Genomic DNA, 13663 nt, shown 5'->3' with positions numbered 1-13663 from the left:
TTACTCAGTTGGGGGACGGTTCAGAAACTTTGACTAATTGTTTTCCGATGTTCTTACCTTCAAATAATCCAAAGAATGCATCAGGAATGGTTTGGAATCCTTCCTGAACGGTCTCCTCGTAGGTGAGTTTTCCTTCTTTCAGCCATTTTGATAAGTAGTTAAATCCTTCGTTGAAACGAGTTTGGTAATCTCCGACAGTGAATCCTTTTATAAGAGCACTAGATTTAATCAAGTGCATCTGCATGCGTGGGCCCTGGTCGTTCGGAACGTTGTAAGAAGCAATGGCGCCGCATTGGGCAATTCTCGCGTATTTATTCAATAAAGGGTATACACGGTCTGAAATGTCTCCGCCCACATTATCAAAGTATACATCGATTCCATCAGGGCAGGCATTTGCTAAGGCATCAGCCATGTTTTCTTTCTTATAATTGATTACTTCATCTACACCGAGCTCATTCATCAAATAAGATGTTTTTTCATCGGATCCAGCAATTCCGACTACGTGACATCCAACAATTTTTCCGATTTGGACGACGGTGGAACCGACTGCTCCTGCTGCACCAGAAACGACTAGTGTTTCGCCTTTTTGAGGCTGACCGATGTCCATCAATCCAAAGTAGGCAGTCAATCCAGGCATACCGAGGATTCCTAAAGAAGTTGTAACAGGGCCGAGGCTTGGGTCAACTTTTCTGACACTGTCTGCCTTTACGAGTGTATATTCTCTCCATGGTAGCATAGCTGTAACAATGTCTCCTTGATTGAGTGAATCATCCTTTGATTGGACAACTTCAGCGACGACGCCACCTTCCATCGGTTCATTCAATTGGAAAGGAGCGATATATGATTCAGCATCGCTCATACGTCCTCGCATATAAGGGTCCACAGAAACATAAAGCAGCTTCACGAGTGCTTCCCCCTGTTGAGGTTCGGGTTGTTCTGTTTCTACAACCTTTAAATGTTCATGAGATGGAGCAGCTTCTGGTCTTTTGATCAATTGTATTTCACGGTTCATACTTTCAACACTCCCTTTCTCTTAATATCTTAACTCGAGAAATGCTCGGATGGAAACTAAAAGAGTCTGCATTTCCATATTTCGTAAAATGAGATACTATGGAATGAGTAGCTTTATTGCGTGAGAGAAATGAAAAGGTAGGAGGGAAGGTAGTGAAATCGAAAGAAGAATTATATGAGGCTGTGAAATTCGTGGAAGGTGAGAACTCTGTCACAATCGAGGAAACTCATAATTTAACTTCAACAGAGTTAGTAAAACTAACAGATAGTGTTATTGAGCATCCCAACTATAAAAACTTGAAGTCCTTGACGATTTTACTGAATGACTCTTTCCCTGACGAAGTAGAAAGGCATTTATATAACCGTAACTTCAAGTGCCATGATGAGCTGCTTTTCGTGAAGAAAGATTTTAAAAATCTTGAACAAACATCTCCAGTGTTTACCCTTAAATCGTTAAGGGAGGTTACGTTTGATCATTTCAAGTCAATTTGGGAACGTGCGATGAAAGGATCATTGAATGCACCCTCTTTATTAGATATGGACGAGCAGATGAGGGGGGTAGAGAAAGAACTTGGGTCAACTTACATCGATACATGTATCCTGGCATTTGAAGGGGAGCGGGCGATTGGAGTTATTATGCCCCATATAGAACCTGGCACTGAGGCAGAAGGAAGGATTTTTTACTTTGGCCTTGTGCCTGAAGCCCGTGGTAAAAGAAAGGCTGTCCAGTTATATAAACAGGGATTGGATTTATTGAATAAACAGTTTGGGGCTACATATAGTATCGGTGCCACCAGTAAGAATAACAAGCCGATGTTAAGAGTGTTTGAGGAGACAGGATTTGAGATTACTGAAAGGGTGAAAGTGTATAAACGATCCCATAGGAGTCTGAAATCATGAAATTAAATACGGTCGTAAAGGGGAAGGGGGACGCCAGTTGTGTGGTGTTTCTGCCTTCTTAGAATAGAAAATGTAAGTGAAGAATGAGATATAACTCTCCTTTAATCATTTTAAATCATAAAATTATTTGATAACGAAAAAAAGGACCCTCACAGGTCCTTTTTTTATCTAGATCTTTTCTGATGCTTTAAGTTCCTGATACTCTTCATCTGAAAAAGCACGTGAACGAGTTAGGAATCGCTTTCCTTCAACCCCTTCTAGAGAAAACATTCCTCCACGGCCGTCCACCACGTCAATAATCAGTTGAGTATGCTTCCAATAGTCATACTGTCTTTTGTTGATATAAAAAGGGGTGTCCCCGATTTCACCAAGTAAAACGTCCTGACTACCTATCATGAGGTCGCCCTCTTCGTAGCACATCGGTGAACTTCCGTCACAACAGCCCCCCGATTGGTGAAACATAAGTGAACCATGTTTTTCTTTTAATTTTTCAATCAAAGCTATCGCGTCCTCTGTCGCTCTTACACGTTCAACCATTTCTTTCAGCTCCTTTCTTGAAACTGACAAGTGAAAGAGGCTGGCAGCATCGTCAATTAAAAGAATCCTAGTTTCTGAGGGCTATAGCTGACTAACATGTTTTTGGTTTGCTGATAATGACTAAGCATCATCTTGTGATTCTCTCGACCGACACCGGACATTTTGTATCCTCCAAAGGCAGCATGAGCCGGGTAGGCATGGTAACAGTTTGTCCATACACGACCAGCCTCGATGCCTCTTCCGAAACGATAGGCTGTGTTCATATCACGTGTCCATACGCCAGCGCCTAAGCCATATAACGTGTCATTAGCAATTTGCATAGCTTCTTCAGAGTCTTTGAATGTTGTAACAGAAAGAACAGGTCCGAAGATTTCTTCCTGGAAGATTCTCATGTCATTGTTCCCTTTGAAAACAGTGGGTTGTACATAATAACCATCTTTGAGATCGCCATCCATTTGATTGCGCTCTCCTCCGACCAGGCACTCAGCTCCTTCATCTTTTCCAATTTCTAAATAGGATAAGATTTTTTCCAATTGCTCTGAGGAAGCTTGGGCTCCCATCATTACTTCAGGGTCTAGTGGGTTGCCTGTTTTAATTTCCTTGATACGCTTAATAGCACGGTCCATAAATTCATCGTAAATGGATTCATGGATAAGCGCACGGGAAGGACAAGTACAAACTTCCCCTTGGTTTAATGCGAACATGACCATGCCTTCTATTGTTTTATCAAGGAAATCATCATCTTCACGCATGACATCCTCAAAGAAAATATTTGGTGATTTACCACCAAGCTCTAATGTCACAGGAATGATATTTTGAGAGGCATATTGCATGATCATACGCCCAGTCGTGGTTTCACCTGTGAAAGCGACTTTATTGATTCTAGGGCTTTGAGCTAGGGGTTTTCCTGCTTCCAAACCAAATCCATTAACGATATTCAATACACCTGGTGGTAACAGATCTTCAATCATTTCAATCAGATATAGGATGGATGCAGGAGTTTGTTCTGCAGGTTTCAAAACAATAGCATTTCCCGCAGCTAGGGCAGGCGCCATTTTCCAAGTCGCCATCAATATCGGGAAATTCCAAGGAATGATTTGTCCAACGACACCTAATGGTTCATGGAAATGGTAGGCGACGGTATCATTATCAATCTCACCGATGCTGCCTTCCTGAGAACGAATGACAGAAGCGAAATAGCGGAAATGATCGATAGCTAATGGGATGTCTGCGTTCAACGTTTCCCTCACAGCTTTGCCATTTTCCCATGTTTCGGCTATTGCTAGTTTTTCCAAGTTTTCTTCCATTCGATCGGCGATGCGGTTCAGGATCAGGGAGCGTTCAGTTACTGATGTTTCTCCCCATGCATCTTTTGCCTGGTGGGCAGCGTCAAGAGCAAGTTCTACATCTTCTTCAGTTGAACGTGCCACCTTGCAAAAATTTTGTCCAGTGACAGGTGTCACATTGTCAAAGTATTGACCTTTGACAGGTGCTGTCCATTCTCCGCCTATAAAGTTGTCGTATCGTTCCTTGAAATTCACTTCAGAACCTGCTGTGTTCGGGTTAGCATATACCATTAATTCATCCTCCTAATTAATGTTCATTTAAATGCGTAAACGCTTACAAAAACACCTATGTAAGTTCATACGCTTTATTTGAAGTTATCATTTTAACAGAAAATTGTCAATTTACAGAAAAGTATGGCAGGATTTTTGGTACGATCAAACACTGATCATTGTTATAATAGAGGTATTCATAAGTAAAGGAGCACGAAAAATGACAACAAACAGAGTACTGCTTGTAGATGGTATGGCGCTTTTATTTCGCGCATTCTATGCTACAGCAATGAGCAATTATTATATGATTAATAGTAAAGGTATGCCGACGAATGCAGTATATGGGATGGTGAAGCATTTGTTCACAGCCATTGAAACTTATCAGCCGACCCACGTGATCTGCTGCTGGGATATGGGAAGCAAAACATTCCGTAATGATTTGTTTCCTGAGTATAAGGCCAATCGAGGTGGTCCGCCGGAAGAATTGATTCCACAATTCGACTTAGCAAAGGAAGTTATTGAATCATTAGACATACCGAATGTGGGTCAAGTAGGGTATGAAGCTGATGATTGTATGGGAACCTTAAGTCGTATTTATAGTGAACATTCACAGGTCTATCTTTTGACTGGAGATCAGGATCTACTGCAACTCCTTCAACCAAACGTAAATGTCGTATTATTGAAAAAAGGGTACGGGAATTATTTAGAATATCATGAAGGTTCATTTCTGGAAGAGAAAGGGATTACACCTAAACAGATGGTTGATTTAAAGGCATTGATGGGCGATTCCAGCGATAATTACCCTGGAGTCAAAGGAATCGGAGAAAAGACAGCTTTGAAACTGTTGATGAAATATGAAACGATTGAAGGGATTCTGGAAAACCTTGAGGAACTGACGAAAGGACAGCGTACGAAAATCGAACAAGATTTAGATATGCTTCATATGTCCCGAAAACTTGCAGCGATTCATTGTGAAGCAGGTGTGGATTGCTCATTAGAAAAAGCACTGTTTTATATCAATGATGAAAAAATGGGAGCTAAGTTTGATGAACTGGAGTTCAAAAACTGGGAAAAGAATATCGTAAGGATGTAAAAAGTCGGAAGCACGTGTGCTTCCGACTTTCAGTTTTCCAAAACCTATTTGAATTCCAGCGCTGGCAGCCATTTTGCCATATGCTGTTTGATTTCTTTATGGAGGGTCTCTAACTCCGGTATGACATCATTCCCCGCCTTGCTCATCGGTATGACCTTGAAATTCGTCCCCGCCTCATTATTATCCAAAGGATCATAATCGACGACAGTAGGAATGAACACGGGCCTTTCTATATTTACTTGGTCTTTATCATCTTCGAGCACTACTTCAAACTGGATAATCCCCCCGATTCTCCGATAGGTATCTTCCTGGGCGGAAATAAAATTACCTAATGAATAGATGACAAGCCCTTCATGACCGTTCTTTCCCTTCAATTTCTCGATTGGCTGCAGTACGTGAGGATGGTGACCAAGAATAACGTCTGCCCCAACATTGACCATCATTTGGGCCAGCATTTTTTGAGATTGGTTCGGCATTCTTTCATACTCTTTTCCAAAGTGTATGCTTACGACAACAGCATCTGCTTTCCCCTTAGCTTTCTTAATATTTTTCCGAATCATATCAAGGTCGATTATATTCACCAGATAATCTTTCCCCTCGGGTACAGGAATACCATTGGTCCCATATGTATAGCTTAAGAAGGCTACACTGATCCCTGCTTCTGTTTCAATAACCCTGATCGTCTCTTGGTCCTTCTTATTTTCGTATGCACCCATATAGATCATAGAAATTTCTTTCCAGTAGGAGATGGCATTGCGGATCGCTGTTTCCCCACGGTCAAGAGTGTGGTTGTTCGCCAGTGACACGATATCGATACCTATATCCTTTAAAGCATCCCCCATTTCATATGGACTATTGAAAAATGGATAACCGGATAACTTGATTTCTTCACCGCCGATCATTGTTTCCTGATTGGCGACAGCAATGGTGGTTTCTTCGGTATATTCCTTCACATTCTCAAACATTGAAGTGAAGGAATAGCCCGATTCTGTTTTGGCATCCTCATAGACAGGCTTGTGAATCAATAAGTCACCGATTGCGGAAATTGTGATGCTTTTTTTGTAAGACGGCTCCGCTTTTTTCATTGTATGCCGCTCAGAATTCCCATGAGTGCGGCCAGTCCGGTCGGTTTCCTGCTGAGAGGTACAACCAGTAATAACTAACAAAGCAACAGTGAGCAATAGGGCTATTTTGATGTTTGGCATAAACCAACTCTATCCCTTCCTATAAAAACTTTGTTGAATTTCGGTATTGATTTTTTTAAGTACCCTTATCTTGAAACCTCAGTACCTAACAAGTGCTTTTTATTGCCATCATCCCCAAAAATGAAAGATTCTACTATAAGTAACGCATTACCTCAATAATACAAATCCAAAGTTATATACCTTTTGTTTATATTGCAGCAAATCATCTTTTTTAATCAGAACCTAGTTAGATTGATCCATAACGATAAAGTAGCGCAAGAAAGTTTTTGTAAGATCGTTGAGACAAAAAAAGTAGGTTATCTTCGTAATTAACGACCATATCGACTCGTACGGGGATACTTCCTATGGCTGTCGACGTAGTTCAAATAACCCAGAAAAACCATTGGATCATATAGTACATCAATTCGTAAAAGAGAAACTGGAAATAATTGAAAGAGGAACGAGAAAGCTTTTTGAGAATGAACATTCAGAGCTGAAAAACCTGAAGAACGGGGATACCCCCGGAAAATTCTAAATAAAGCCCATGGCTTAAGCCTTGGGCTTTATTTAGAATTTTTTCATTGGCTGCTAACTGTATTTATCCAAGTTTTCTCTTCAGCATTAAAAGTCGGAAGCACATGTGCCTCCGACTTTTTTATAATAGGTCTTTTTTTTGGGTATCTTTATAGTTATTAGCTTCTTTGTAATACATTGCAGCCTTTTTATACATGCGCTTTTCATAATATAGGTTTCCTAACATTTCTACAAACTCTTTATAATCCTTGTATTCATTTAACTTTCGAAAGCTAGGAATGATCTCGTTTTCCAAGGTCTTAATGAAATCTTCATTTAAAGTGCTATCAGATATCATGTGTCTAAGAATGTGAAATTTGTGCTTATATTTGAGTAAGTCGTGCTTCTCTGATTCTTTTTCACCGACTTTGATATACTCCCAGCAAAGAGATATGTCTCCGCTATGATAGCAAGTAAGAGCAAGGAGATAAATTGTACTAGAAGTAAACATTGATTCCTCTGTATCAATTACATACGCTTTTTTTAAGAAATCGAAAGCCTCGTCATATTTTTCTTGGTTAATATAATTAATCCCTAGGTTATGATAAATACGACGCTTCTCAATAGAAGAGAGGTGATACTTAGCTACCTTTAAAACCTTCAAGAGGTACTCTTCAGCAATTAGGTGTGCACCAAGAGAGTTGTAATTAATAGCTATGATGATGTAGGAATCGACCATGCGTGAATAATATAAGGTGCTTTTGTACCCCTCAAGGGCAAGGAAAGCGTAGTGAGTGGATTCAACAAATGATCTAGTTTTAGAGTAAGCCAATGCTAGGTGAAAGGGAACTTCAGTGTCATCTAATGGTAACATACCCATTATTCTTTTCGCCTCTAGAAAGTGGTGTAGAGCTTCGCGTAAGTTAGATAAAAATAAATGATGGACGCCTACTGTTTTATAATAGAAAAACTGAAATTCATTAGAGGCGTCATGAAATGTGTCATTCAATTTCTTTAATATTTCTTGTTGTATTGGTTTTTTTTCAAGAGTCATTAAATGGCGAGCTTCTATAATTTTGAAAAGATTGACAAGATTAATGTTCTTATTGTCCTCAAAAGCAAGCTGGCATTTCTCATAGAGCTCTCTCATCAATGGAAAATCCCTCATTTGAGCTGCTTCATGCCAATCGAGAAGGTCTTGATACATTTGCTCATCAAAATCCTGATTGATGTCTGTTAACTTTATTTTCAAACGCTCGCCAAGTAGGCGGTAGATTTCATCACTGGCGTTAATCGTATTATGTTCAATTTTACTTAAGTAGGATACGGAACAAATGCCTGATGCAAGATCTTCTAAGGTCATATTCTTAAATTTGCGGTGTTGCTTGATTAATGAGCCTTTCATATTCACTACTCCTTTAAAGCGCCAAGTATACACATTATAGCAAAATCTGATTGGGAGCAAGATTTTTCTTGATTATATGGATATGTGTGGAAATACTTTAATGGAAAAAAGCCCAGCCCTTCATTAAGAAAAGGCTGGGCTGCATTATATAAAAGGGGGAGGTTCATTTTGATTTATTGTGGCTGTTTTTTGTCTTTATAAAGTTTTTAAAGCTTCCTCAATTTGTGTGTCTCCAGTAATTAATTCAAATGTTTTATGGTAAGCATTCTGTTCCTGGAGGGCAGCGATCATCGTTTTGGCAACATCTGCGCGAGGGATGGTTCCTCTGTCGACTGTTTCACCGACTTGAATTTTACTAGTACCTTCCTCGTGGGTCAGTCCACCAGGGCGGACAACTGTATAATCAAGCTCAGTTGTTTTCAGATATTCATCTGCTTCGCCTTTCATTTTCAAGTAATGTCCAAGCTCTTCTGGACCTCTACTAGGGTCTCCTGCTGCGATAGCACTTAGCATGACAAACTTTTTAATGCCAAGGTTTTCTGTGGCTTTTGCAAGGTTGATCGCACCATCACGGTCGACGGCTTCTGTTTGTTCTGGTCCCGTACTGGAACCGGATCCAGCTGCAAACATTACAGCGTCCATCCCTTTCACAGCATAACCCACGTCTTGCTGGGTGACGTCTGCTAAGATAGGGGTACCACCCAACTCTTCGATTTTAGCTTTTTGTTCTTCTTTTCGTATTAAGCCAAATGGTTCATGACCATCTTCTTTTAAATATTGGATAAGCAAACGACCGGTATGTCCATTCGCTCCTGCGACAAGTACTTTCATCTTTCACCACGACTCCTTCCATGTAATGTCTCTCCATCCTCTATTTAGCCACTTTAGGAAGGATTCAAACATAAGCCTTTTAGTGTTAAGTGGAAAAGCACAATTCCTGGTAGTTGCAACGCGCGCAAACTCTAGGATCTTCCTGCATAGGGAATTGCTCAATCGGAAGCGGCTGGTTTTTACTGGCATCTTCTAAGAATGACCTCATCTGTTCCATACTAATTTGGTAGAGGTGTTGGACATTAATTAAATCCTGTTCAGTCAATTGATGTTCAACATGAGTGCCATCAACCAAATATTCATTTCGGATGATAATGTCATCAAGAGAATGAATATTGTGTTTCTGTTTTAAATAAAGGGCGTACAAGGCAAGCTGATTTCGGTCCTCATCTGATGACTTACCTGTCTTCCAATCTACAATCACCCATTTGTTACGTTTCAAATTTTTATAAACGAGGTCCATGACGATGAAAATCTTTATCCCGTCCGTTTTCATGAATCGGAAAGTTTCAGATTCTATGAATTTCATATTTTCTTTATTCAATACATCTGAAAAAGTTTTGCTGGCAAAAAAGTTTTTCACCGTCGTGTTAAGTCGGTCTGTGATTTTGCTGATTTTTCCCTCTGGGAGTGTGTTTGTTTGGCTATAATAGATTTCGTGAAGCATCGTATAATGTTTTGGGCGGTTCTGCCAAAGGTGTTCTTTTTTTGTAGACTCGATAAACCCTCTGTTCAGATGATGGCGCACCTCATCTGTAAACGCTCCTTCATCCAAAATCGGATGGTTTTTCAAAGTTTTTTGGATGGTTTGGTAAATGAGGTCGTGGACAATGCTTCCGAAAAGCATTTCCAAGTTTGTGATCTTTTTTAAGCGGTAAGTCTGCCGGGCTAATGTATCAGCCTGGTTCAACCACCCGTTATGGGAAACATAATAGTCATAAGCGTATTTCCGTAAACATGTCAGCATCGTTTTGTGTCGGGATAATGACCAGGAGAGGTCTGGATATGGTTTAATTTCAAACATTCTCAACACATCCTTCGTTATGTACAGTAAAGATCAGATGAAAGTGTCTTCGTGGTATGGTTCGTCTTTCAACAAGTACTGACCTAACTGGATTTTATAGTTGATAACCGTAATTCCTTCGGCTTGTAGAGATATTTTTTGAATTTCTGCTAGTGATTCATCTTTAATACTAATCTGCCCTTGAGCGTTTAGAACCCTGTGCCAAGGAAGTTTGTGCTTACGACTCATTGTGTGAAGTATTCGAGCTACTTGTCTAGCGGCTCTTGGATTGCCTGCCCATTGTGCAACTTGGCCATATGTCATGACTTTTCCGGGCGGGATATTTTTTATTATTTGGATGGTTTTCTGGGTGAAAGGCTTCATTAAAGTTATCTCCTTCTTCTTTATTTTAACTTATTCGTGATAGGGGATAATAGCAAACTGTTTATTAATTCTGATACAATTTATTTAGAAAGAATAGAGGGGGTCCATTCATGATGAGCATATCAAAGGTTTTGACGATTGCTGGTTCTGCCTCACAGGGAAGTGCCGGCATTCAAGCTGACTTGAAGACTTTTCAAGAATTCGACGTATATGGAATGAGTGCCATTACAGCTATTGTGGCTAATAATAGTAAGACAGGACAGGGTATTTTCACACAACCGATCGAGTCGATCGAGGCTCAAGTATACGCTTCACTGGAGCATGTGGGTGTAGACGCTTTAAAGACGGGTATGCTTTTCACTAAAGATATCATCGAACGTATAGCATCTCTTATTCAGGAGTCAGAAGTACCTCACGTAGTGGTAGACCCTGTAATGATCGGGAAAATGGGCTCTCAACTGCTCCGTGATGAAGCTATTGAGAGTTTGAAGAGGGACTTGATGCCTCTCGCGACGGTCATCACCCCTAATTTGCATGAAGCAGCCCGCATATTAGACTGTCCCGTGCCTGAAACCCCAGAGGACATGAAAGCAGTGGCCAGGGATTTATATCATTTAGGTCCTTCGTATATATTAGTGAAAGGAGGGGCACTGGACGACTACCCTGCTGTCGATATTCTTTACGATGGGAATAGCATTGTTGAATTGGAATCTGAACGTGTCGCTACCATCCATACGAGTGGTGCAGGATGTACTTACTCAGCAGCCATTGCAGCTGAACTGGCAAAAGGAAGCTCTGTGGAGGAAGCGATACATCGTGCGAAGTCTTTCGTGACGAGTGCAATCCGCTATGCGATATCATTCGATCGCGGGATTGGTTCGACTTATCATGCTGCCCACAGAACACATGAATAAAGTAATCCCTTAAACATTCTAATCCACAAAGCTGGCATTCTTCAATGAAACCTCCCATATCTTGAATGCTCAGTTTCGAGACTTTCGTATGAGGAGATGGTGGATGGGAAAACGGATCATCCAGCTCCACCGCCCAGACACTCGCGTCATAAGCAGAACATTAATGGAATGAAAAAGCACATTCCTTTGATGTTCTGCTTATGCCAGTCGTGTCTACCAGGGCGATTCCGCATTTGAACACTTTCCGTGGGCATGTGCTGAGCTTCCTCAGGCTTCGCCTTTCGGAATCTCACCGATCATGTTCACCCCACAGGAGTCTCACCGTTTTCCCAGCGCACTAAAGTATGATTTGTCCACCCAAGGGGAGGTTCTCCCTCTAGTGATTTCGAGAAACTAATATCGCTAGGGTCGTAGGGGAAGGGGAAATCTCCCGCGGGAGAAGGATCTAGGTGAGACCCCGTAGTGAGTGTCAACGACCGAGGAAGCTTGCCAGTTCCCTCGCAGGAAAGAGACCTCTTCCCCGAAGCCCCTTAATTCCCACAAAAATCTCGAAATCAGGTCTGCAAGATAACTGCCATTTTATCGAATAATCCAGCACTGGAAATATCCATCTATACTTAAAATAGCTTTATTATAAGGGGAGGATCGAGTATGGAAAGCAGCACACATTTGTTTTTGTTCGGATCTAGTCCGCCATTTACTCCACAGCTCGCCTCAAAATTTGAGAATGCTCTGGAGCAGCCTGCGGTTACAGTACTGTATATAGAAAGGGAAGGATCCGTCGATTATTTGCCTAAATACACCAGTGGAATGAAAGTAGAAGCTGACCATTTTCCGTTAAAACCTCACTATAGTGAACAGGAGCTCAACCGTTTAAGAGAAAGCGGAGGAGTAATAATTGGCGGTGGAGACACGTTGGCTTATCACGATTACATCATCGAAACAGATTTGGCAAATATTTTACAGGATAAATTTCAGCAGGGACAGCCAATAGCCGGTTTTTCTGCGGGGGCGCTAATTCTACCAGAATATTGTGTGATTTCTCCTGAGGATCATCCAGAGAGGATTCAAGTGGTGAGGACGGGAATAGGGCTTTTAAAGGGTGTGGTTATTTCTGCACATTTTTTAGAATGGAACGAACATAAAAATTTAGAAGCGGCACTCAAGCGAACTGGAATTCATAAAGGTTACGGGATAGCTGAAGGGGGAGGCATTTATTTGAAAGATCAACACCTTGTAGGTGTGGAAGGCTTCTTACATATTGAGCATCAAAAATAGCCCCCTTTCCTATAGAAAGGGGGGAAGGTTTATCCATTAACTTTGTCGTATTTATCAATTTGTTTTTTACGTTCGACATCCCAACGGTTCTCAGGATGCTCTTTACATTCTGCTGTACATGCGGCATGGTGTGATTCTTCGCATTCTCTGCAACATACATATTGACGATTGCATACTGGGTTGCTGCAGTTGATCATGCGGTCTTCCGGTTTGCCACAATGCTCGCATTGAGCAATCACTTTCTCTTCAACCTGGTTGACCGGAACTGCGATACGTTCATCGAATACGTACATTTTACCATCGAAAAGTTCGCCTTTAACTTCGGGGTCTTTCCCATAAGTTGTGATGCCGCCCTCAAGCTGGTAGACATCTTCGACACCATTTTTCTTCAGGATCCCTGTCAATTTCTCGCAACGGATTCCTCCTGTGCAATAGGTCAGAACCTTTTTGTCTTTCCATTGGTCGGCATTTTCAGCAACCCACTCAGGAAATTCACGTGAATGGTTCACAGCAGGTTGAATAGCATTACGGAAGTGTCCGATCCTATATTCATATTCGTTACGTCCATCAATGACGATCGTGTCATCATCTTTTAACAGTTCATTGAACTCTTTAGGCTTCAAGTGCTTTCCACCGAAACTTTTCGGATCAATATCGTCGTTTTCAATACTCCAGTTTACAAGTTCAGGTTTGACTCGGCAATGCATTTTCTTAAAAGCATGGCCCTCATGTTCGTCGATCTTGAAGTGGATATCAGCAAAACGCTTATCAGAACGTACATATTCCATATATTCTTCAACTTGCTCAACTGTACCTGAAACAGTTCCGTTAATCCCTTCGTGAGAAACGATGATTCTTCCTTTCAAGCCAAGGCTTTTACAGAATTCTAAGTGGTTAGTGCAATATTCTTCATAATCAGGAAGGTCGGTATACTTATAATACAACAGAACTCGATAATCATTTGAGCTCATAAGTGATTCCTCCTATATTTATATCTATATCAGTTATTTATAACAGAAATGTCCATAGTTCATCATATTTAATTTTACAAGAA

The 13663-nt window shown here is 40.9% G+C and carries 13 protein-coding genes; 4 read left to right on the top strand and 9 right to left on the bottom strand.

Going from position 1 to position 13663, the window contains the following annotated elements; translation table 11 throughout:
* Positions 1–4: 4 nt before the first annotated feature.
* Entirely contained in the window at positions 5–1012 is a 1008-nt protein-coding gene (locus ACTWPX_RS01350; RefSeq protein WP_443118181.1) for an NADP-dependent oxidoreductase, read from the bottom strand.
* A 152-nt stretch (positions 1013–1164) separates the two neighbouring features.
* On the opposite strand from ACTWPX_RS01350, the gene ACTWPX_RS01345 reads away from it, so the two are divergent.
* On the top strand, positions 1165–1911 hold the full coding sequence (locus ACTWPX_RS01345) for a GNAT family N-acetyltransferase (protein WP_443118180.1): 747 nt from the start codon (positions 1165–1167) through the stop codon (positions 1909–1911).
* A 168-nt stretch (positions 1912–2079) separates the two neighbouring features.
* Here ACTWPX_RS01345 and ACTWPX_RS01340 read toward each other — a convergent pair whose 3' ends face one another.
* On the bottom strand, positions 2080–2448 hold the full coding sequence (locus ACTWPX_RS01340) for a DUF779 domain-containing protein (protein ID WP_128525423.1): 369 nt from the start codon (positions 2446–2448) through the stop codon (positions 2080–2082).
* A 56-nt stretch (positions 2449–2504) separates the two neighbouring features.
* Positions 2505–4025, bottom strand: a complete 1521-nt coding sequence (gene adh, locus ACTWPX_RS01335; RefSeq protein ID WP_443118179.1) for an aldehyde dehydrogenase — start codon at positions 4023–4025, stop codon at positions 2505–2507.
* 199 nt (positions 4026–4224) lie between these two features.
* Between adh and ACTWPX_RS01330 the strand changes: the two genes are divergently transcribed.
* A complete protein-coding gene (locus tag ACTWPX_RS01330; RefSeq protein ID WP_443118178.1) occupies positions 4225–5097 on the top strand; it encodes a 5'-3' exonuclease in 873 nt (290 codons plus the stop codon).
* 44 nt (positions 5098–5141) lie between these two features.
* On the opposite strand, the gene ACTWPX_RS01325 is transcribed toward ACTWPX_RS01330, so the two are convergent.
* The 5 genes from ACTWPX_RS01325 to ACTWPX_RS01305 all read right to left on the bottom strand — a co-directional run bounded on the left by ACTWPX_RS01325 (position 5142) and on the right by ACTWPX_RS01305 (position 10417).
* Positions 5142–6302, bottom strand: a complete 1161-nt coding sequence (locus tag ACTWPX_RS01325; protein ID WP_443118177.1) for a CapA family protein — start codon at positions 6300–6302, stop codon at positions 5142–5144.
* Between the two features lie 634 nt (positions 6303–6936).
* A complete protein-coding gene (locus ACTWPX_RS01320) occupies positions 6937–8199 on the bottom strand; it encodes a helix-turn-helix domain-containing protein (RefSeq protein WP_443118176.1) in 1263 nt (420 codons plus the stop codon).
* Positions 8200–8394: 195 nt separating this feature from the next.
* Positions 8395–9030: an SDR family oxidoreductase gene (locus tag ACTWPX_RS01315; protein ID WP_443118175.1), complete on the bottom strand. Its 636-nt coding sequence runs from the start codon at positions 9028–9030 to the stop codon at positions 8395–8397.
* An 85-nt stretch (positions 9031–9115) separates the two neighbouring features.
* The gene (locus ACTWPX_RS01310; RefSeq protein ID WP_443118174.1) at positions 9116–10054 is read right to left on the bottom strand and encodes a PD-(D/E)XK nuclease family protein; all 939 of its coding nucleotides are present in this window, start codon (positions 10052–10054) and stop codon (positions 9116–9118) included.
* 33 nt (positions 10055–10087) lie between these two features.
* Positions 10088–10417, bottom strand: coding sequence for an MGMT family protein (locus tag ACTWPX_RS01305; protein WP_443118173.1), 330 nt, complete (start codon positions 10415–10417; stop codon positions 10088–10090).
* Between the two features lie 113 nt (positions 10418–10530).
* On the opposite strand from ACTWPX_RS01305, the gene thiD reads away from it, so the two are divergent.
* Both thiD and ACTWPX_RS01295 read left to right on the top strand, forming a co-directional pair.
* On the top strand, positions 10531–11331 hold the full coding sequence (gene thiD, locus ACTWPX_RS01300) for a bifunctional hydroxymethylpyrimidine kinase/phosphomethylpyrimidine kinase (RefSeq protein WP_443118485.1): 801 nt from the start codon (positions 10531–10533) through the stop codon (positions 11329–11331).
* Between the two features lie 651 nt (positions 11332–11982).
* The gene (locus ACTWPX_RS01295; RefSeq protein WP_443118172.1) at positions 11983–12609 is read left to right on the top strand and encodes a Type 1 glutamine amidotransferase-like domain-containing protein; all 627 of its coding nucleotides are present in this window, start codon (positions 11983–11985) and stop codon (positions 12607–12609) included.
* 29 nt (positions 12610–12638) lie between these two features.
* Here the strand turns inward: ACTWPX_RS01295 and trhO are convergent, their stop codons facing one another.
* Positions 12639–13580 carry an oxygen-dependent tRNA uridine(34) hydroxylase TrhO gene (trhO, locus tag ACTWPX_RS01290; protein WP_443118171.1) on the bottom strand — a complete coding sequence of 314 codons (942 nt, stop codon included), beginning with the start codon at positions 13578–13580 and terminating at the stop codon, positions 12639–12641.
* Positions 13581–13663: the final 83 nt, after the last annotated feature.

This window comes from Halobacillus sp. H74 (genome assembly GCF_052246715.1).
Lineage (GTDB): Bacteria > Bacillota > Bacilli > Bacillales > Halobacillaceae > Halobacillus > Halobacillus litoralis_A.
The sequence above is the reverse complement of the archived record's forward strand: the minus strand, read 5'-3'. Positions and strand labels throughout refer to the sequence as shown.

Coding starts and splice junctions, on each gene's coding strand:
- ACTWPX_RS01350 (WP_443118181.1), bottom strand. CDS start 1,012: ATGAACCGTGAAATACAATTGATCAAAAGACCAGAAGCTGCTCCATCT.
- ACTWPX_RS01340 (WP_128525423.1), bottom strand. CDS start 2,448: ATGGTTGAACGTGTAAGAGCGACAGAGGACGCGATAGCTTTGATTGAA.
- adh (WP_443118179.1), bottom strand. CDS start 4,025: ATGGTATATGCTAACCCGAACACAGCAGGTTCTGAAGTGAATTTCAAG.
- ACTWPX_RS01330 (WP_443118178.1), top strand. CDS start 4,225: ATGACAACAAACAGAGTACTGCTTGTAGATGGTATGGCGCTTTTATTT.
- ACTWPX_RS01325 (WP_443118177.1), bottom strand. CDS start 6,302: ATGCCAAACATCAAAATAGCCCTATTGCTCACTGTTGCTTTGTTAGTT.
- ACTWPX_RS01320 (WP_443118176.1), bottom strand. CDS start 8,199: ATGAAAGGCTCATTAATCAAGCAACACCGCAAATTTAAGAATATGACC.
- ACTWPX_RS01315 (WP_443118175.1), bottom strand. CDS start 9,030: ATGAAAGTACTTGTCGCAGGAGCGAATGGACATACCGGTCGTTTGCTT.
- ACTWPX_RS01310 (WP_443118174.1), bottom strand. CDS start 10,054: ATGTTTGAAATTAAACCATATCCAGACCTCTCCTGGTCATTATCCCGA.
- ACTWPX_RS01305 (WP_443118173.1), bottom strand. CDS start 10,417: ATGAAGCCTTTCACCCAGAAAACCATCCAAATAATAAAAAATATCCCG.
- thiD (WP_443118485.1), top strand. CDS start 10,531: ATGAGCATATCAAAGGTTTTGACGATTGCTGGTTCTGCCTCACAGGGA.
- ACTWPX_RS01295 (WP_443118172.1), top strand. CDS start 11,983: ATGGAAAGCAGCACACATTTGTTTTTGTTCGGATCTAGTCCGCCATTT.
- trhO (WP_443118171.1), bottom strand. CDS start 13,580: ATGAGCTCAAATGATTATCGAGTTCTGTTGTATTATAAGTATACCGAC.